Genomic DNA, 20,101 nt, shown 5'->3' with positions numbered 1-20,101 from the left:
TCGATAGCCGGGCTATAGGTACGAAGCCAATCCGCCTACGCCCTGCCAGTGAATCTTATTTTAATAGCTTATACAAACCAACGATCAGTCGATTGTGCCGTCGGTGCAACCACCGGGTCAGCGCCGAGCGGGTATACAACTGCATTGTCTGTTCATCTTCCAAAAACTGTTCGACGTATTGCTGCCCCCCTTTTGACTGCCCATGAATGCGAAAGGCCGACGTCGGTTCCCGCAACACCGCCGGCGGACTCTGCTGCGCCAGGCGTAACCAGAAGTCGTAGTCCATCGTAAAGTGCAGGTTTTCGTTCAGGTACCCTACCCGTTCGTGAACCGAACGTCGCCAGAATGTCGCGGGTTGACACACCGCATTCGTCAGGCCCAGATAAGCCTGGTTCGGTAGACTTCGCAGCAGCAGCTTGTAATACCGGATTGGTTGCTGAATAGGTGTACCAACGGCATCGACGATCAGGCAGTCAGCCGTAAGCCAGTCGCTATCGGGATGAGTGGCGAAATAGGTTCCGACGCGCAGCAGGGCACCGGGCAGAAAATAGTCATCGGAGTTGAGCCAGCAGACGATCTCGCCCGTTGCCCGTCGCAGGCCCTTATTGATCGCGTCGGTCTGCCCCCGATCCGGTTCGGAAATCAGTGTCAGTTGCGACTCGTAGGCTTTCAATACACTGAGCGTATTATCGGTCGAGGCACCATCCATCACGATGTAGTCCAGGTGCGGGTATCCCTGCGACAGTACCGATTCGACCGTTTGCCGGATAAAGTCACCCTGGTTGTACGACGGCGTAATGACTGTAATCGTCGGTAACGTCATGGCACTACGGGTTCAGACGGAGTCGCGCGTGTCTCCTGCTGTGCCTTCAGTCGTTCCAGATCCTGCCGCAGATAAGCCATCTCGTGCGTTATATCCTTGATCTGATTCTGTAGTTTCGAGATTACGACCGACAGGTGAACGAGAAAGACCAGCATGGCCGACAGGGCCGCCAGAAAGATCAGCGAAGGTGGATAGAATACGCCCAATAGCGTAGCGATCTGCTCCAGGCCCCGGCGCCAGATTGAAAATACGATCAGCAGTACCGTACAGACGATCCAGATAATCGAGTACTCCTCGCGCAACTTACCCCGGACAATCAGCCGGAAGATGGTCAGCATGAACAGCAGTGCGCCGGTGATGCTGACAATCTGTATGGTTATAGGAATCGTTTCCATGTCAGCCAGCTAAGGGCGTCAGGGTCCTGCGACCACGAAGCCGAATGTAGACAAATAAGATACCGAGCGTCACTTTGAGCATATAGTAGAACGCACGGCCCGTGTTGATCGACGACACGCCCCCCTGCCGTTCCCGCATCTGCACCGGTACTTCCTGAATGCGCAGCTGGTGCAGGCCAAACTGAACGATAGCTTCCGGCTCAGGGTACTCGTCGGGATAATATCGGTCGACAATCGCGAGCGTCCGGCGGTTGAATGCCCGGAAGCCCGACGTGCTGTCGTGAACGGTCTGCCCGATAAGCCAGCGGTTTAGCCGGCGGAAATAGTTGATACCGATTCGCCGAACGGCCGTCGACTGAAAACCCGTTCGTTCCAGAAAGCGGGACCCAATCACAACGTCAGCCTTATCAGCCAGCAATGGAGCCAGCAGTTTGGGGAGCTCATCTGCCGGATGCTGCCCATCGCCATCCATCTGCACAGCCATATCGTAGCCGTGTCGGTACGCGTAGCGATAGCCCGCCTGCATTGCCCCGCCGATGCCTAGGTTAACAGGCAGGTTGAGGTAGTTACAGCCGGGCAACGTTTGCAGTTGTACCAGTGTCCCGTCGGTCGAGCAATCGTTGACAACCAGTGTGTCGAGCACCAGTCCCGATTGGTGCCGGGCCTGCGCTACGTCGTTGACCACCGACACGATGGACGCTTCCTCGTTGTAGCAGGGAATGACGATCAGAATGCGCGGTGCTGGCGTCGGACTCATTCGTCGGTACGTTCGTAAATTTTGATCGACCCCATGTTACTGACGAGTTTGGCGCAGCGCACCTCTACCGGCTGCGGCTCCCGATCGAAAATGAGGTATTTAACTTTCAGCTGCTTAAAGCGAGGGGAACAGGGGTCCATCGCAACCGTATACGCATCTTCGAAACTCTGCTGAATAATCACGCTGTCGCGCCCGTCGATGTACGTCTGATACACGGTATGGGCATATCGGTTATAGGCAGAATCCCGTTTGGCAGTGGGGTCAAGTACGCGCATAATGGGCCGAACGGGTAACGTTTTCACGCCCGACAGCAGGTCGACTCCCGTGGCCGTCACCAGATACGAGATATACTGACTACCGAACACGGCCCAGCGCTTACCGGGATCTTTCCTGTCGATCTCCTGCACGGTTTTATAAATAGTGTGCTGTGTGATCGGGGCCAGTCCGACGGCGACCGGGTTAAATCCCAGGTTAGGCAGCAGATACAGCACCACCGCTCCGGCAAACAGCACCGTGCGGTATTTCACCTGTATGTTGATCAGCAGCAGCACGTTCAGGAACGTGAAGAAGAGCACGGGCAGAAACAGCTGGTAGGAGCGGAAAAGTCCTTCGGTATCGTTCAGATTGACATAGGCCGTGTACAGTACAAAGCCAAACGCGCCCGCGATGGCCAGCACCTTTGCACCCAGACTTGTCACGAGCTGATGTCGATTGATGTACGCGAGATATATGATCGTCAGTATTACGCCCGATACCCCCAACGGCACCTGCGTCCGGCGGGTTGGGCTCATACTCATCAGCGTCGATTCCGCCAGCCATTTCGGCCAGCCGTATTCAATCCATACAACCTGCGCCAGAATCCAGATTGCCAGCAGCGCCAGCATCCAGTCGACCTTGCGCTTCACGACGAAATACACCAGCAGGCTGGCCGCAATGACCGGGGTGAACGTGAGGTAGTGCGATAGTTCGCAAATGTTGAGCCAGCTTTTGGGGTACCGTTGCGGGCTAATCAGCCACGAATAGTATTCCGAATACCAGTTCGCGATAAAGCCGGTTCCGCCCGACTCCGACCGGCGTCCCGGATACACCGTGTTGACCATCGCGTCGACAGTTGGCTTCAGATCGCCGTACCAGAGCACGAATAGAGCGCCCAGTAGTGCCAGCGTTCCGGCCCCCACGCCAATAGCCGTCCACTGGTCAGCATCGAAGCGAAACTGATCCCGATGTTGCAGGCAGTACGCCACAAACAGAATCAGAAACGTGTAGCCCAGCGGCACCTGAAACGGCGGGTACACCAGCATCAGCGAACAGAGCAGCGACCAGCCAAACAGGAGTCCCCAGCCGATTTTACCGACCAGCCCCTGTTTGCCAAACAGAATGTACACCCCGCTGACAAACAGCAATGAAAACAAGCCGACCGCCATGTCACAGCCACCGTTCCACATCTGCGACGCCGACGACATCCATAACCACAGGCTCCCGAATACCGACAGCACAAAGTTGTTACCGGTCAGTAGCATGAACAGCAGAAAAGGCAGTAGCAATACGGTAAAATAATTGAAGTTGACCTGCCAGGCAACGGCCTGTTCCTGGCCCAGAAAGAAATGCCCCCACATCAGTGGCTTGAAAAGCATGAGCGGATGGTAGGCGGGTGAATTAAGCAGCGCAATCTTCTCGCCACCGAGTGCTTCATTCACTACCGGAAACCCTTTGTTGCTGTTGGAAAGCGTGTTCGGCACCCAGACGGCGTAATCGTCCATGCGGATGGCTTGCGGTTGGCCCCGCAACAGCCCCCGTCGGGCATCCGATCCATCCGGAATCAGTTGATTCCACATCGCCACCGACAGCGTATGAATTTTCAGCAACGACAGTAACAGAAACAACCCCGTCACGATGCCCATGTACCACTTCGTCCGGCGATCGAACCGAATCAGCGTAAACCCCGGCTCGGCAGAATCCGTCAGCGGCTCACTCCGTTCGACGGCCTGGATTTCAGAAACGGACTGATCCACGGTCGTGACAGCCGGTTTTGGGCGCGTTACCGGGGGGGTAGTGCGCTTTTTGTTGAATTTTGACATAGAGGAGAGAGAAACAAAAAACCCTTCAGGGCAATCAGGATGCGGTATGGAGGATGTCTTATCAAAAATAGCCAGCTCACCTTTCTTCTGCAACCTCAGCGAGGTGGATGCCCAAAATGACGATTGACCCGGCGACCAGTTTTTTGACAAAAACCGGGCCGGTTTTTGCCACTGCTGACGCGGCTATTTGCCGAATCCAGCCGGTTATACCGGCCTTTTGTTCGTACTTTGTCCGTTCATATAGTCATTATGGTGCCGTTTCTAAAACGTCTTTTACCGCTCATTATCGGGTTGGTACTGCTATACGTCGCGTTGAAAGACGTCTCATTTGCCACCATTGCGCAACAGTTTCGCCTAGCCGATTACCGCTGGATTCTGCTGATGGGTGTTCTGCTGATCGTTACTCTCTTTTTACGGGGAATGCGCGGCCGACAACCTTTACTGGCTCTCGGCTATACACCCACTACGTTTCGGGTAACGGTCGCGTTGCTGGCCGGCACCACGGCGAGCATGATTATCCCCGGCTCCGGTGAGCTGACACGCTGCGCTACCCTGCAACGCACCGACGGTGTTGCCTTCTCTCAGGCTGTTGGTGCGGTAGTTGCCGAACGGGTACTCGATCTGTTGGCGCTACTGGCCGTCGTTATGCTGACTATTGTGCTGGAGTTCGACCGGCTGCGCCACTATTTTGGTGGGTATGCGCTCCGTTTGCCCTCCACTACCGCCTGGTGGCTGCTGCTGGCCGGACTGGTGCTGGCGGGCCTGCTACTCTGGCAAGTCCGGCTAATCGACTTTACCCATCCTCGCTGGCAACGCCCTCTGGCAAAACGTATTATCGGCTTTGGACAAGGCTTGTGGGAAGGCTTACTTTCGCTACGTAAGCTACCCCAGCCGGTCCTGTTCATCACGCTTACCATACTAAATCAGGTGATGGCCTGGCTGATGACTTATTGCCTGATGATGTCGCTACCCACCACCCGGGCATTACCCCTGCTGTCGATACTGACCACCGAAACTGTCGCTTTCCTGGGCGCGATACTTGTCCCGACGCAGGGCGGTATCGGCACCTATCACCTGCTGATCGGACGTGTGCTGATGCTGTATGGATTGCCCCTTGCACAAGCAACCGCACTGGCCACGTTTCTGCACGCCGTCAATTTTGCCATGACGCTTTTCGTCAGTAGCATCGGTTTTCTGATTGCCTCGTTCTTCTTTGGGAATGGTCGTCGTACAGCACCGATGTAACCCTATCTCCAGACCTATAATATTTTCAAACCCTTTTATATCTCGTCCGCAGACCGAAACCTGGTCGAACAGTCAAAAGCTGGTTACGCAGGATATGGCCGTGTCACTCTTCTACCGGGTCTCCGGCTGCCATTCGTGCGCAGGTGGGCGACGAGGCAGAAACCGTTCAGGCCGAGAACAGGCCCGTCGTGAGGGTTTGTTCAGGCGACCTGAGCGCAGCGACAAGTAAGTGCCGACAAGGCCGTTCTTTTAGACATAAACTGTCTTGCCTATGAAATCCGTGCTGCTGTTTATGGCTAGTGGCCTGCTGACGAAGGTACTCGCCCAGTCGCCCGTTGTCCCCGCCCCCGACGTTCAAATCAAGACCGCCGTGTTGGCCGCCCCCGAAGACAAGCGGGCCGGTGCGACGGTGTATGGATACTCCCCAAAGAATGAGTTTGTGCTGTTACGAAAAGGGACAAACGAACTGGTTTGTCTGGCCGACGATCCCGCGCAGAAAGGATTGAACGTATCGTGCTATCACAAAGACCTTGAGCCGTTTATGGAGCGGGGCCGTGTGCTGAAGAAAGAAGGAAAAAAGCCCGACGAGATTCTGACGATCCGGGAGCAGGAGGTGAAAGCCAAAAAACTGACGATGCCGTCGCATCCGTCGACGCTGTATTCGTACACCGCTAAAGCCGACGACTTTACTCCCGAAACGGGCGACGTTGCCAGCGGCTACCTGCGTTACGTCATTTACATTCCCTATGCTACTGTCGAGAGTACGGGCCTGCCCCTTAAACCGGCGGCTCCCGGCATGCCCTGGATTATGGACCCCGGCACCCACCGGGCGCACATCATGATCAATCCGCCCCAGTTGCCGAGTGCATCGCACTGATAATCATTGGTATCAAACAGCTTTCCTTTTCCGATTTGCCCCCGATCGTGGATTGTCTTTATTGCGCTTTCGCAGCAACAGCCACAGCGGTAGCGGCCGAATTAGCCACCAAATCAGTTGGTATCCATCAGACTATTGAGTCGGACAAGGAAGTAAGATTTGGCTGAAATTATTACGACTGGTAACGGTTTAAAATGCAAACGAGTCCTACTGTTTCAATAGGACTCGTTTGCATTTTGGTTTACGTAAATTCTCGTTACTCTGTCAAACTCTGAGCCAGTAGCGACGAAATAACACGTACGGTTTCTGGCTCACTGAATATGTTACTTAATATGTCTATGAACTGTTGCTGATTTTTGGCTTCTACATTTCCATTAGCCCAACTGATATTCACAGGATAGACAAAAGCGCCATGCTCGATAGCTAGTAACTTGTATCTGTAATTGCTTAGAGCAGGCGCTATTATAGAGAACGTATGTACAATTTCCCTGGTGGGAAAATCGACTGTTTCCACTTCGGCAGAAAGAACGTTATTAGTTTTATGAATCAGGTGGTTCGCCTGTTCTTTCAAGATGTCTTTAGGGCTTTTTACTGGTTCGACAGCGAAATCAGGCCAAAGATTCTGCGTTTCCATCGTGATCAAAAACTTAATGTAAAGAATAGAGGCAAATGATCCGAATATTTCGCCTTATCAGGCATGTTCCTTCTTGTCAATAACGATACGCTACCATCCGTTTCGAGTATTTGTAAGCTATCCTTGACGAAATTATCAAGCAAAGCCGGACGAATCAACACTTGATCAAAGACATTCCACTCGTAACAGACATGCTCAGCATGTGCATAGTAATACGTCCCGGCAGCAAGTTTGTTCAGGTCACCGAATAGGGTCCACGTTGGATTATAAAAATACGGAAAATTCTGTTTTTGCACTGTCCGTGCCCCTTTCCGGGCCACCTCGCTCGACATCGTTGCGTGAAAACCATTCGCCTTGATCATACCCGTCTCAAACGGGTTCATGTTAAAGTCACCAATGACTACGTGTCTATTCACGCCCAATCGTTCCTCAGCTTTACGTAGTTGATCGGCAACAAGTGTAGCCGCTTCATTCTGACTATCTGCCGAATGGCTACGTTTGTCTACCAGATGGACACCTGTTAGCAAGAAGTCGACACTTGTTGAGAGCCGAACATGACGAATCGTCACTCGATCACTTTCATCGACAGGCGGAATAAAGTGGTGATCAAAGCGCGTGATAATTGTCAGCTTGAAACATTGGGATAGTGGATGATTTGAAAAATAATACGGTCCGGTTGTGTTCAATGCCTGAACCAACCGGACCGTACTAACTGGGTTTTCAGCCAATATCAGAATATCGACAGAACGACTGTGCGCAATGTTGACGATCTGTGTTGTGAGGTCTTTTTTCTGGACGTTCCAGAATAATACGTTTAATTCCATTTTCGGGTACGTTGCGCTATCAACCGCACTCCAAAAATCAGACATCGATTTTACAACCGGATAATTTCCGCGCCGATGGCGTTGAGTCGGGTATCGATGTGCTGATAGCCCCGGTCGATCTGTTCGATGTTGTCGATGATGCTGGTGCCGGTCGCCGACATAGCCGCGATCAGTAAGGCAACGCCCGCCCGAATGTCAGGCGACGACATGCGGATGCCTTTCAGCGGCATCTGCCGGTTCAGGCCTACTACCGTCGCGCGGTGCGGATCGCAGAGAATGATCTGCGCGCCCATGTCGATGAGTTTATCGACGAAGAACAGGCGGCTTTCGAACATCTTCTGGTGAATGAGCAGCGTGCCCTGCGCCTGTACAGCCGTTACCAGCACGATACTTAGCAGGTCGGGCGTGAAGCCGGGCCACGGCGCATCGGCAACGGTCATCATACCACCATCAAGGAAGGTGTCGATCTGATACCGCTCCTGCGCCGGAATGAAAATATCGTCGCCCCGGAATTCCATCTGAATACCCAGTCGCCGGAATTGCTCAGGAATGATGCCCAGTTGCGGAATCTGACAGTTTTTGATTGTAATTTCCGACTGTGTCATGGCGGCCATCCCGATAAACGAGCCAATCTCGATCATGTCGGGCAGCATGGTGTGCTCGGTACCGGTCAGTTCCGAGACGCCTTCGACGGTCAGCAGGTTCGACCCAACACCCGTGATTTTGGCACCCATGCTGTTGAGCATCTTGCTCAGCTGTTGCAGGTAAGGCTCACAGGCCGCATTGTAGATCGTGGTCGTGCCTTCAGCCATCACGGCGGCCATCAGTACGTTGGCCGTACCGGTTACCGAAGCTTCGTCGAGCAGCATGTACGTACCGCGCAGATTGCTGGCATCAACCTGATAATAGCCACCGTCGTTGGCGTCGTAGTTGAACTGAGCACCCAGCTTTTCAAAACCCAGGAAGTGCGTATCCAGCCGGCGACGGCCGATTTTGTCGCCACCCGGCCGGGGAATACGTCCCTTCTTGAACCGGGCCAGCATCGGGCCAAGCAGCATGACCGAACCGCGCAGGGCCGCAGCCTTCCGCTTATAGGTGTCGCTTTCGAGGTAGTCGAGATTCACGTCCGACGCCTGAAACCGGTACGATCCTTCGCCAATACGCGTCACCCACACGCCCATGTCGCCCAGCAGGTCGATCAGCTGATTGACGTCGCGGATATTGGGGATGTTGTGAATCGTGACGGGTTCTTTGGTTAGCAGAACAGCGCAGAGAATCTGGAGTGCTTCGTTTTTTGCACCCTGCGGAATCAGTTCACCCTTGAGTTTACGGCCACCCGTAATTTGGAAAGATGCCATGCCTGGAATGGTTGAAAGCTACGTCAGCCGGAGACGGTTTACCCACCACCCGACGACGCTATCTGGTTGTTTATTGAGTTAGCGTAAATAAAGCAGCAAGCCCGCCCTGTAATCACCCGACCGACAACTTACCGGCGACGCCGGTCATTGTTGTTGTTGTTCCGGTTCTGCCCGCCCCCGCCCTGATTATTGCGGTTGTTGTTATTACCCAGGTTGCGCCGGTCGTTGTTGTTATTATTCCGGTTCTGATTGCCCCCCTGGTTGCGGTTGTTGAAGTTACGTCGGTCGTTATTGTTGTTCCGATTCTGGTTACCACCTTGGTTGTTGCGGTTGTTGCCACCACCAATGCGCTGCGGTTGCGACGCTTCGCCGGCCCGTTCCCGTGGCGTCGACTCAACCAGCCCCTGCTCACGAATCAGCTTGACGTCGTCGTACAGTTTACCTTTCGATATCTCGATCAGGCCCTCGTAGATCGTCTCGTCTTCAACCGCTTCTTTGTTCCAGGCCTGGTAGAACGTGCGCATCAGCCGTACCAGATACGACACAAAGGCCCGCCGTTCATCGGCATCGTCCAGTGCGACGGCTTTCGCTACCAGTAAATCGACATTACGCCCAAAGTGTTTGAACTTCAGGTGGTGCGTATTGTAAGGTACCGGCTGCGGGTGCCGGCCCAGGGCTTCTTCCGACGGAGGTGGATACGGGCTGTCGACGTCCAGCGTGAAGTTGGAGATAATGTAAAGATCGTCCCACAGTTTATTGTAGTAGTCCTGACCTTCCTTCATGCCGGGGTGAATCTGGCGCATCAGCTCGATCAGGATGTGGGCGTAACGGGTACGCTTCTCCCGATCTTCGATGTTGACCATGTTATCAACCAGCTTTTGTATACTGCTGCCGTATTCTTTCAAGAGCCTTGCTGTTGGAGTATGGACAAAAGTACGAACAATCAACCAGTATCCACTGCCTGTATGCACCCACATCGGCAAGGTCGGAGAAAGGCGCTACCTTTGTCGCTCACAAACGCCATACCGGCTCTCTGCCCACTGAAACCGTTTCTACGCACGTACCGTCCCGAACTAGTCGACACCTTCCGATTGAGCGTCCCGATCATCATCGCCCAGCTGGGTGTGGTACTGATGGGCGTTACCGATAATCTATTTGTCGGACGGCTGCTGGGAGCGGTTCCGCTGGGGGCAGCTGGGCTGGCAACGTCACTCTCATTCCTGATGTCGAGCGTGGGTGTTGGTGGCTTATCAGTTGTTGCTGCGCTGGTCGCACAGGCCAATAGTCAGGATAATGCCCCGCTGATCAACCGCCTGTTTCGGGCCGGCCTGTGGGCGTCGGTACTGATGAGCGTCGTACTGGGCGGGCTGTCGGTGATACTGGCGTTTTACTTCGACCTGTTTGGGCAATCGCCCGACGTAACCCGGCTGGCGCGTGATTTCATGCTTATTCTGAGCGCGTCGGTGCTGCCGCTGCTGGTCTTCGTAGCGACCCGGCAACTGTGCGACGGCCTGCGGAAGCCCCGCGTAGCCATGCTGATTACGTTATCGGCGCTGTTGCTCAACGCCCTGTTCAACTACGTCTTTATCACGGGAGTCGGTCCATTTCCGGCCTGGGGGCTGATGGGATCGGCGGCCGCGACGTTGCTGTCCCGCGTGTACATGGCTGTAGCCATGCTGGTTTACGTTTACTGGCAGCCGTCATTCAAACCGTACTTGCTAGCCGAATTTGCGAAACTGCCGGTTCGGGCCGAAATCAATCAGATTCTGCGCCTGGGGATTCCGGGCGGATTAACCTTTTTCTTTGAAGTTGCTACGTTCTCCCTGGCCGTAGTCATCGTCGGCTGGCTGGGCGACGATCGGCTGGCTGCGCACCAGATTGCCATCAACATGGCATCGGTGACGTATATGATGGCGACGGGCATCTCATCGGCCGCAGCGATTCGGGTTGGTGCGGCTATCGGTTTCAGCGACGTCGACGGTGCATTGCGGGCAGGGGTAGCAGCTTTTGCGCTATCGCTCAGCCTGATGACGCTGGCTGCCGCGCTATTCCTGACGGCCAACGACTGGCTGGTTTCGCTCTACATTCGCGACAATCCCGACGTAATGCGCATTGCCGCATCGCTGGTTATCATCGCGGGCTTCTTCCAGCTTTCCGACGGTGTGCAGGTCGTGGCGCTGGGTAGTCTGCGCGGGATGGCAGACGTCAACGTACCGACGCTGATGTCGCTGGTTTCGTACTGGGTCATCGCCCTGCCGCTGAGTTATGTACTGGCGTTTCCGCTTGGTCTGGATGCGATCGGCGTCTGGATCGGTTTACTCACCGGCCTGACTGTCGCAGCCGCCCTGCTGACGACCCGCTTCTTCCGACGCATCCGTCGGTTGCGTCAGGCAGCTATTTCGACCCTGACCGCATAGTCCTGATCCGACTAGCCAAAGATCATGGTGAACGTGCTTCCCTGCCCCGGCTGCGATTCGACCAGCAACTGGCCTCCGTGCCGCTGCATGATTTGCCGCGACAGGCTTAATCCAATACCGGAACCGGTTTTCCGGGTTGTGTAGAACGGGATAAATATCTGCTCTAGCGCTTCGGGTTCGATGCCCGGTCCGTTATCGGCAACATGAATACGTATCTGCCCGCCACTTTGCTCCACACGGACCTGAATCTGGGGCGCTGCGCTGCGCTCCATACTCTCGGCGGCATTCTTCAGCAGATTCAGCAGCACCATTTCGATCTGGGCGGCATCGGCGCGAAGCGTCAGACTGGCGGCTACGTCACCGCGCTCGATGGGACAATGCGGATAAGCCGCCAGGGCCAGTCTGATTACCCGGTCCAGTAAGGCACCGACGGCAACCGACGCCAGCACAGGCTGCGGGATGGTTGTAAAATGACGGTAGGCATCAACAAACTGCATGATACCCGTTCCCCGCTGCTCGATGGTTGCCAGTGCGTCGCGCAGATCGGCAATCGAATCCGACACGTCGACCATGACCGGCCCGCCACCGGACTCAGCCACCGGTGCCAGATCTGTCTCGACGATGTCGCGCATGGTACCCACCAGCGATACAATCGGCGTTATGGAATTCATGATTTCGTGCCGCAGTACCTTCGTCAGGTTCTGCCAGGCATCGAGTTCGCGCTGCTGCAACTCCGACCGGATGTTCTGAATGGAGACGATGGTAATGTAACGGCCCCGCAGTTGCACCGCCGTGCCCCGAATCGACAGTTCGTCATCGGCCGGCGTTCGGTATACAATCGGCCCTTTCGCGCCGGAAATGGCCTGTAGCTGCGTTGCCAGCTCGGGATGGGTTGTTTCCAGTTCAGAAAGATTGCGGAGCCGGTAGCTGTTCAGCAGTCGCAGCGCCGTCTGATTGACCAGTTCGACCTGACCGTTTGTATCGAATGTGAGCAGCCCGACACTGACGTGCTGCACGATAGTATTGACGTAATGCAGGCTGGTTTCTTTCTCAGCACGCGCCTGCCGGAAGGCATCGAGCACGGCGTTGAACTGCCGGTTCAGGTCCTGAAACGTCGGTCCCAACTGATTGTCGGTGCGAAAGGAAACGGCAAAATCAGCGTACTGTACCGATTCCAGAAAACGAATCAGCTTCCGGTTTACCCCAATCACAAACTGGTACAAGTTAACCACCAGTACCAGCCACGCAGCCCCGATCGGTACGAGTACCGGCCAGGTGTGCGCCCATGCGTAAACGGCCACTCCGCCCCCCATCAGGAGCAGAATGGCCGTTAATCGCCAGCCGATGCCAAACGCAAACCGATCCATGACGGCTTACGCAGCAATCCAGCTGAACGGATATTCAAGCGTCGGAATTTTGGTGCGATCAGCGACCCGACGTAGCCGCGCAGGCAATGCCATCAGGTAGTCGCGAGCCCGCTGTCCGGCATCGTTCAGATCAGTAACCGCGTCGATATGCCAGTCGATCAACAGCGCGTCAATGATGTCGATGTAGTCGTTAGTCGTGTACACGCCAATGCGCTGAGCCGCGTCGGAAAAGTGGCTGAACGTCTGACTCAGTTTCACCCCTGTTTCGCGCAGGAAGTGAGCGGGCATAACGATCTTTTTGCGCATCATCTCCTCGAACGCCAGCATCATCTCCGACGGATCGACTTCGAAAATTTTGCTTACGAATGCCTTGTAGGCCTTGGCGTGGCGCATTTCGTCGGACGCGATGACACCACAGATTTTCGACAGTTGCGGACAACCCGCCTGTTTGGCCAGCGTAGCCGTCCGGCGGTGCGACACGTTCGTTGCCAGCTCCTGAAACGAGGTGTACACGAAGTTTTTGTAGGGGTCGGTACCGGTACCGATGTCGAAGCCGTCGGCGATCAGGTACTGCGTCGATACCTCCATTGCCCGCATGTTCACGCGACCCGACAGGTACAGAAATTTGTTGAGCAGGTCGCCATGCCGGTTTTCCTCGGCCGTCCAGCCGCGAATCCACGAGGTCCAGCCGGTGGGTTCCGCCTGATTGACGCCTTCCATATCCATCAGCCACGACTCATACGTGGGCAGTGCTTCTTCGGTAATCGTATCGCCAACGAGCACGGCCATGTAGTCGTACGACAGTTCGCGGGCGCTTTCGCGAAACAGCCGGACCTGCTCCGGGAAGTCCTCCTGCCGACTGTCGGGCAGGAAGTCAGACGGTTGCCAGTTGGTTTCAATGGGTTTGAGGTAATCGCCGAGCAGGGTGTCAAGATTTTCGCCGACGTGCCGCATGACGTCCAGCCGTGAGCCAGATAAAGCCATATATGAGTTGCGTAAAAGCGTTCTGAAAACTGAAAATGGTAAGCAAGTTACGGCTATTCCGGTGGGTTATTTGTACGCATCGGCACTTAAATAACGAACCTATACCGGCATCGGTTATTTTTGGCTGAAAAATACCCATTTGCCTGTCCGTGGCTGTATGAAAAAATTGCTCGACTACGTACTGAGTGTCGTTTACGTCCTTTATTTCGGTCTGGTGTTGCTGGTTTTCCATGTGTTACAGGCGTTTGCATTCAACGTCTTTGGCCGCCCCGCCCACAAGAAAGTCGTCGATTACATGAACGCCAGCATGACCTTTGGCTGGCTGCTTACCGGCACGACGGTTCGCTTCCGGCAGACAACACCGCTTCCCACTGACAGGCCCATCATTTTCGTTGCCAATCACCAGAGCATGTTCGATATTCCGCCGATCATCTGGTTCCTGCGCGCCCACACGCCCACCTTCGTGTCGAAAATTGAACTGGCGCACGGTACGCCGGCGGTGTCGTATAACCTGCGCAAAAGCGGGGCCGCCCTGATCGACCGAAAAGACTCCAAACAGGCCATCATGGAGATTTCGCGGCTGGGTAAACTGATTCAGGAACAGAACCTGTCGGCGGTGATTTTTCCAGAGGGAACACGGTCGGCATCGGGACAGATGCGCCCGTTTGCGACGGGTGGCGTGAGCGTATTACTCAAGCGGGCACCCAAAGCTCTTGTTGTCCCCATTGCCATTCGCGGTTCGGGTGCGTTTACGCCGAAAGGACTGTTTCCATTGACGTCATTTTCGCGGCTATCCTGGGTAACACTACCGCCCATCGACCCCGCCGGTCAATCTGCCGACGAGGTGGTCCGTCAGGCCGAAGCGGCTATCACGGCTGAACTTGCGCATCCGCTGGCGATGGTCAACGCCTAGCCGAACAAGCCCGTTCACACACCGGAACCGAGCGATCCAGGAAGCGCTCGACGTCATCGTTAGTCCGTAGAATCAGCACGGTTTTATCGGCGGGTTGCTCGCGGAGGATTTGCCGGATCTGCTTTGTTTTGGCGGGGTAATTCCACACGAACCGCAGAAAATCCCAGTCCAGCCGTTCCGGGCATCCGGCCGCCTGATCGGCGCGAACCCGGCCGTAGTTTTTCAGGATTCGGCGAACGACCCGCCACAGGCAGACAAGGCGCGGCCGTTCCAGCAGGATGAGCGTATCCGCCCGATCGATGCGCCCGGCAACGGCCGATTCGCGGGTGTAATTGCCGTCCGTTATCCACTGTTCATTCACGACGATACCCGCAATAGCCGCCGTAAACACCTCGTCTGCCTGAATCACCCAGCCCGGACTGAAGAAATATTTGTCGAGATGAAAAACGGGTATCCCTGTCCGGTCAGCCAGGTGCCGGGCCAGCGTTGATTTCCCCGAACCCGGACTCCCGAAAATAGCGACTCGTTTCATCGACAACAGGCTACAACACATACATTAACTTCTATTCATCACGCCAGGCAGACAACCAGGAATTTTCTCTGTCATCCCGACGTCAGGAGGGATCTTCGGTGAAAGGAGACTTTTATTCTACTCCGAAGATCCCTCCTGACGTCGGGATAACAAAAAATGGGTCTTTCTGTGAGCCACTTACATGCCGAACTTCTCAAGCCGCCGATAGAGCGCCTGCCGCGACAGACCCAGTTCACGGGCGACGTCGGTGATATTTCCCTGATGCTTCTGCATGGCGCGCTGAATCAGTTGCCGTTCCATATCGTCGAGTTGCATGGTCTGCATAACCGGCGACGAAGCCGCTGTACTCTTGCGGAAGGCCATGTCAGCGGGTTCGAGTATGGTACCCGGTGCCAGAATGACTGCCCGTTCGATGCTGTGCTGTAGCTCCCGCACATTACCCGGCCAGTCGTAACTTTTCATCTCGGTCAGCAGAGCCGCGCTTAGTCCGGTTACGGGCCGATTGTACTGCCGGGCGTAGCGATCGATGAAATGTTCAGCCAGCAAGCGCAGGTCTTCGGGGCGCTGTCGCAACGGTGGCAGCACCAGTTCGATGGTGTTGATCCGGTACAGCAAATCCTGCCGGAAACTCCGGTCGGCCACGCGCTCGTTCAGGTCGACATTGGTCGCGCAGATCAGGCGAATGTCGACGGGACGGGCTTTGTTACTGCCGACGCGCGTCACCTGTCGCTGCTGTAATACGGTCAGCAGCCGGGCCTGTTGCGCCAGCGTCAGGTTACCGATCTCATCCAGGAAAAGCGTTCCGCCGTTGGCCTCCTCAAACCGGCCGAGCCGGTCTTCACGGGCATCGGTAAAGGCTCCTTTGACATGACCGAACAGTTCGCTCTCGAACAGGCTTTCGGTCAGCGCACCCACGTCGACACTGACAAACGGTTTGTCGCGTCGGTTCGACTGCGCGTGGATGGCGCGGGCGATCATGTCCTTCCCAGTCCCGTTCTCACCCAGAATCAGCATGTTGGCGTCAGTCGGCGCAACTCGGCTGATGGTATCGAGCAACGGGCGTAGCGAGGGACCGACGAGCGACTGCGTGAGTGATGGCCCCGCCGTACTTTTCGCCGGCTTCCGGCTGCTATCGTTCTTACCGGCCGACGCTGCGTTGTCGTTCTTCCGCTCATCGCCACCAGTCCGGCGAGCGGATTCACCCCGGGCAATCGCGCCCCGGATCGTTTCAACGAATTTATCGTTCTGCCAGGGTTTCAGCACGAAGTCGACCGCACCCGCTTTCATCGCCCGCACGGCCATCTCCACGTCGCCGTAAGCGGTGAACAGCACTACCCGCGCCTGGGGGTCGATGTCCAGAATACGGTCCAGCCAGGCAAATCCTTCGCGACCACTGCTGACGTCGCGCTGAAAATTCATGTCGAGTACAATGGCGTCATAGTGACTGTTGTTAAGCAGGAACGGCAGTTTTTCGGGATTTTTTTCGATATCGATCGAGCCGAAATGACGTTTCAACAACAGGCGGGCCGCCAGCAATACATCGGGGTCGTCGTCGACCAGCAGTACTCGTGATTCTTGCATAGGCCAAAGATAGAAGAGCCGGGCAAATGTTGCTTCCCGTTCGGGAATAAACGAATGATTGCCCATTTCTTGCCAACTTTGCCGCCTGACCGGGGTGGTATCCGCCATCGGTTTCTACGAATGACTACAGCCGCTCCCGCTCCGCTCGACAACCGACTTTTCTACGCGCTCGTCGCCATTGGCCTGCTTTTGAATGCAACCGGTTTGCTGGTGCCGATTATCGAACCCGACGACGCGCTATATGCTACGCTGCCCAAAACGATGGTGGAAACGGGCGACTGGGTTCGGCTCTACGTGTTTGGCCGCGACTGGCTCGACAAGCCACACTTTCAGTTCTGGATGACGGCCATCAGCTATAGTCTGTTCGGTGTCAGTTCATTTGCCTATAAGTTGCCCGCGCTGCTGTTTTTCTTCGGCGGGGTATACTACACCTACCTGTTTGCCCGGCTGGCCTATTCAAAACTGGTCGCACAGGTCGCGACGCTGGTTTTACTAACGACCTTTCACATTATTCTGTCGAACAACGACGTACGGGCCGAACCGTATTTGACGGGTCTTATCATCGGGGCGGTCTATCACTTCTACCGGCTCTACCGCAATGGCCCCGGCTGGCACCTGTGGGCCGGTGCCCTACTGACGGGCTGCGCCATGATGACCAAAGGGCCATTCGTCGTGCTGACGATCGGATCGGGCCTGGTTGTCGACTGGTTGTTGACGGGGAACTGGCGCGAGTTGCTCAAGCCACGCTGGTACGTAGCAGCTATCCTGTCGATGCTCTTCGCACTGCCCGAGTTGTATTGCCTGTACGTGCAATTCGATCAGCACCCGGAAACGGTCGTGTTCGGGCGGACCAACGTATCGGGTATTCGGTTTTTCTTCTGGGACAGTCAGTTTGGTCGGTTCTTCAACACCGGTCCGATCAAGGGCGACGGCGACAAGTTTTTCTTTCTCCACACGCTGCTCTGGGCATTTCTGCCCTGGTCGTTGCCCTTGTACGTGAGCGTCGGACAGGCAATTGGGCGGCTGGTCAAACGGCAGCACCCACTACCGGAATACGTCTCGCTGGGGACGGGGCTGCTGATGTTTATCGTGTTCTCGCTGTCGCGGTTTCAGCTCCCGCACTACCTCAACATCCTATTTCCCTTCTACGCCGTACTGACCGCGCAGTTTCTGGTCAAGCTCAGCGCCACCAACCTGCGTCGCTGGTCGATTGGTCAGCTCGTGATTGGGCTGGCCTTGATTGGCCTCCTAGTGCCGCTGATGCTGTTTGTTCATCCCAACCGACTGACAATGGGGCTGATCGGGATGGCGGTGGTGACCATCGTTATGTTGCTGCTGTTTCGGCAAAGCGATTTACCCTCGCTGGTGGGGCGCATGACGCTCGTCATGCTGGTAGTGGCCGTAGTTGTCAACGTCTTTCTGTTCGGCACGTTCGTACAGTATCAGGCTGGCATGGCCGCTGCTGCTTTTGCCAATCAGTCGCCGACCCTGGCTGGCCGGAAAACGTTTCTGTACGGCTCCGACACCTTCGGCGAAAGCTCCTGGACGTATGAGTTTGACTTTCGGGGGCCGACGCAGTACGTCCATACCGATTCGACCCTGCGCCGGCAGGTAACGAATCGCCCGATGCTGGTATTCACCTCGGCACCGTATGCCGACACGCTAACCAACCACGGCTTTCGGGTACAGCACGTCGCGACTTTTCCTTATTACCACATCACGCAGCCCGAACCGGCATTTATGAACTACCAAACCCGTGCAGCAACAACGAAACCGTATGTACTGCTGGAGGTGCAGCGATAGGTTCACCGACCGGACACGCATCGTCCGCTATCGGACAGCCCACATCAAAACAATCTATCCAACTTACTGACAATCAAGCATCCACCAAGATTGGCATAGCATTGGTTCAGTAGTAAATGGCGAATGAAGAAGCGAAGCTACTCGCTCAGTCAACATTCACTCATTCGCTCATTGAACACATGGATCGCGTCTTACCTAAACGTTTCTGGACAAATCAGCGCCTTGCCCTCGTTGGGGGCGGCACCTTGTTAACGGCTCTTTTACTGTACACGTTTGTCTTCGCCGACCGTCGTTCTGCATTGAATGTCGAGAAAGATAAGATCACCGTGTCGGCCGTATCGACGGGTCCATTCGAAGATTTCATCGCCGTAACAGGCGTTGTTCAGCCGCTGAAAACCATCCGGCTCGACGCGATCGAAGGCGGCTACGTAACGCAGAAGCTGGTCGAGGGGGGGAGCACGGTGAAGAAGGGCGACGTACTGCTGAAACTGGAAAATCAGAGCCTCAAACTCAGCTTCCTGCAATCGGAAACCGAAGCCAACCGGCTCGTCAACGAATTGCAGAACACGCGCCAACGCCTGCAAATCGAGCGGTTTACGCTGCGAAAAAACCTCGCCGACCTCGAAGCCCAAATCGATCAGGCCAAAGACACCTACGACCGGCAGAGCAAGCTGTACAAGGATAAAGTCGTGTCGGAGGAAGATTACCTAAAAGCCAAACGAGCCTACGAACGGCTGGTCGGACAGCGCAAAATCGACATCGAATCGCAGAAGTATCAGGAAGACAACGCCAAGATTCAGATTAAACAACTCGAAGGAACGCTGAACCGCACGCAGCGCAACGTAGCCCTCTGGCAGCAGACGCTCGACAACCTGGTCGTCAAAGCCCCCGTATCGGGGCAGTTGTCGAGTATCGACGTAGAAGTTGGCTCGAACATCAACCGGGGCCAGAACATCGGGCAGATCGATGACATGAACGGCTTCAAGATGCGTGTCGGGGTCGATGAACATTACATCAGCCGGGTATTCGCGGGCTTGAACGGCACCTTCGAATTCAACGGCAAGAACTATCCACTCAGCATCAGCCGGGTGTACCCGGAAGTAAAAAGCGGCCGGTTTGAGGTCGACATGATTTTCCCACAGGGGGCACCCCAAGGCATCAAGCGTGGCCAATCGTCGCCGATACAATTGGAACTGGGCAAAGCGGCCAAGGCCACGCTGCTGCCGGTGGGTGGCTTCTTCTCCGACACGGGTGGCAACTGGGTATACGTGCTCGACAAAACCGGTAAGCGGGCCGTGAAACGCAGCATCACGCTGGGCCGTAAGAACCCCGAATTTTACGAAGTACTGTCGGGTCTGGAACCCGGCGATCAGGTCATCACCAGTTCGTACGAGAATTTCGGCGACAACGAGGTACTGAATTTCTAATTCGTCTTGAACTGTGCTTGTCTTGAACTGTGATTTTTTTGATTACACTGATTGACTGTGATTTTTCTTAATTATGAATCATAGCC

At 55.3% G+C, this 20,101-nt stretch carries 18 protein-coding genes; 6 read left to right on the top strand and 12 right to left on the bottom strand.

Translation table 11 applies throughout. The annotated features are described in order from the left end of the window. Positions 1–55: 55 nt before the first annotated feature. The 4 genes from CLV58_RS09320 to CLV58_RS09305 are packed head-to-tail and all read right to left on the bottom strand — an operon-like array spanning position 56 to position 4,053. Positions 56–823 carry a glycosyltransferase family 2 protein gene (locus CLV58_RS09320; RefSeq protein ID WP_106137514.1) on the bottom strand — a complete coding sequence of 256 codons (768 nt, stop codon included), beginning with the start codon at positions 821–823 and terminating at the stop codon, positions 56–58. Further along, positions 820–1,218, bottom strand: a complete 399-nt coding sequence (locus tag CLV58_RS09315) for a DUF2304 domain-containing protein (protein WP_106137513.1) — start codon at positions 1,216–1,218, stop codon at positions 820–822. Before CLV58_RS09315 ends, CLV58_RS09320 begins: the two co-directional genes overlap by 4 nt. A 1-nt stretch (position 1,219) precedes the next feature. After that, entirely contained in the window at positions 1,220–1,975 is a 756-nt protein-coding gene (locus CLV58_RS09310) for a glycosyltransferase family 2 protein (protein ID WP_106137512.1), read from the bottom strand. Continuing rightward, entirely contained in the window at positions 1,972–4,053 is a 2,082-nt protein-coding gene (locus CLV58_RS09305; RefSeq protein ID WP_106137511.1) for a DUF7657 domain-containing protein, read from the bottom strand. The genes CLV58_RS09310 and CLV58_RS09305 overlap by 4 nt, the downstream gene beginning before the upstream one ends. Positions 4,054–4,302: 249 nt before the next feature. Between CLV58_RS09305 and CLV58_RS09300 the strand changes: the two genes are divergently transcribed. Next, positions 4,303–5,298 (top strand): lysylphosphatidylglycerol synthase transmembrane domain-containing protein, encoded by a 996-nt coding sequence (locus CLV58_RS09300; RefSeq protein ID WP_146141398.1) that lies wholly within the window; start codon positions 4,303–4,305, stop codon positions 5,296–5,298. Positions 5,299–5,569: 271 nt separating this feature from the next. Next, on the top strand, positions 5,570–6,175 hold the full coding sequence (locus CLV58_RS09295) for a hypothetical protein (protein WP_106137509.1): 606 nt from the start codon (positions 5,570–5,572) through the stop codon (positions 6,173–6,175). Between the two features lie 256 nt (positions 6,176–6,431). Here the strand turns inward: CLV58_RS09295 and CLV58_RS09290 are convergent, their stop codons facing one another. From CLV58_RS09290 to CLV58_RS09275, 4 genes are all read right to left on the bottom strand, one after another. After that, positions 6,432–6,809 (bottom strand): hypothetical protein, encoded by a 378-nt coding sequence (locus tag CLV58_RS09290; protein WP_146141397.1) that lies wholly within the window; start codon positions 6,807–6,809, stop codon positions 6,432–6,434. 5 nt (positions 6,810–6,814) lie between these two features. Further along, positions 6,815–7,633, bottom strand: a complete 819-nt coding sequence (locus tag CLV58_RS09285) for an exonuclease/endonuclease/phosphatase family protein (protein WP_146141396.1) — start codon at positions 7,631–7,633, stop codon at positions 6,815–6,817. 50 nt (positions 7,634–7,683) lie between these two features. Further along, positions 7,684–8,991, bottom strand: coding sequence for a UDP-N-acetylglucosamine 1-carboxyvinyltransferase (murA, locus tag CLV58_RS09280; RefSeq protein ID WP_106137506.1), 1,308 nt, complete (start codon positions 8,989–8,991; stop codon positions 7,684–7,686). A gap of 128 nt (positions 8,992–9,119) precedes the next feature. Then, complete coding sequence (locus CLV58_RS09275; RefSeq protein WP_106137505.1) at positions 9,120–9,896, bottom strand: DUF4290 domain-containing protein; 777 nt, start codon at positions 9,894–9,896, stop codon at positions 9,120–9,122. A gap of 60 nt (positions 9,897–9,956) precedes the next feature. Here CLV58_RS09275 and CLV58_RS09270 point away from each other — a divergent pair, with 60 nt between their 5' ends. Beyond that, positions 9,957–11,408 carry an MATE family efflux transporter gene (locus CLV58_RS09270; RefSeq protein WP_106137504.1) on the top strand — a complete coding sequence of 484 codons (1,452 nt, stop codon included), beginning with the start codon at positions 9,957–9,959 and terminating at the stop codon, positions 11,406–11,408. Positions 11,409–11,419: 11 nt separating this feature from the next. Here the strand turns inward: CLV58_RS09270 and CLV58_RS09265 are convergent, their stop codons facing one another. Both CLV58_RS09265 and CLV58_RS09260 read right to left on the bottom strand, forming a co-directional pair. After that, the gene (locus CLV58_RS09265) at positions 11,420–12,775 is read right to left on the bottom strand and encodes a sensor histidine kinase (RefSeq protein WP_106137503.1); all 1,356 of its coding nucleotides are present in this window, start codon (positions 12,773–12,775) and stop codon (positions 11,420–11,422) included. Positions 12,776–12,781: 6 nt separating this feature from the next. After that, positions 12,782–13,729 (bottom strand): acyl-ACP desaturase, encoded by a 948-nt coding sequence (locus tag CLV58_RS09260; RefSeq protein WP_106137502.1) that lies wholly within the window; start codon positions 13,727–13,729, stop codon positions 12,782–12,784. 187 nt (positions 13,730–13,916) lie between these two features. On the opposite strand from CLV58_RS09260, the gene CLV58_RS09255 reads away from it, so the two are divergent. Then, a complete protein-coding gene (locus CLV58_RS09255; protein ID WP_106137501.1) occupies positions 13,917–14,672 on the top strand; it encodes a lysophospholipid acyltransferase family protein in 756 nt (251 codons plus the stop codon). On the opposite strand, the gene CLV58_RS09250 is transcribed toward CLV58_RS09255, so the two are convergent. Continuing rightward, positions 14,662–15,204, bottom strand: coding sequence for a P-loop NTPase family protein (locus tag CLV58_RS09250; protein WP_106137500.1), 543 nt, complete (start codon positions 15,202–15,204; stop codon positions 14,662–14,664). The two genes, CLV58_RS09255 and CLV58_RS09250, sit on opposite strands and share 11 nt — an antisense overlap. 177 nt (positions 15,205–15,381) lie before the next feature. Further along, positions 15,382–16,785, bottom strand: a complete 1,404-nt coding sequence (locus CLV58_RS09245; protein WP_106137552.1) for a sigma-54-dependent transcriptional regulator — start codon at positions 16,783–16,785, stop codon at positions 15,382–15,384. Positions 16,786–16,905: 120 nt separating this feature from the next. On the opposite strand from CLV58_RS09245, the gene CLV58_RS09240 reads away from it, so the two are divergent. Then, complete coding sequence (locus tag CLV58_RS09240; protein ID WP_106137499.1) at positions 16,906–18,588, top strand: glycosyltransferase family 39 protein; 1,683 nt, start codon at positions 16,906–16,908, stop codon at positions 18,586–18,588. Between the two features lie 179 nt (positions 18,589–18,767). Next, positions 18,768–20,015: an efflux RND transporter periplasmic adaptor subunit gene (locus tag CLV58_RS09235; RefSeq protein ID WP_106137551.1), complete on the top strand. Its 1,248-nt coding sequence runs from the start codon at positions 18,768–18,770 to the stop codon at positions 20,013–20,015. Positions 20,016–20,101 lie beyond the last annotated feature (86 nt).

Source organism: Spirosoma oryzae, from assembly GCF_003002825.1.
Lineage (GTDB): Bacteria > Bacteroidota > Bacteroidia > Cytophagales > Spirosomataceae > Spirosoma > Spirosoma oryzae.
This window is presented reverse-complemented; position numbering and strand designations above follow the sequence as displayed.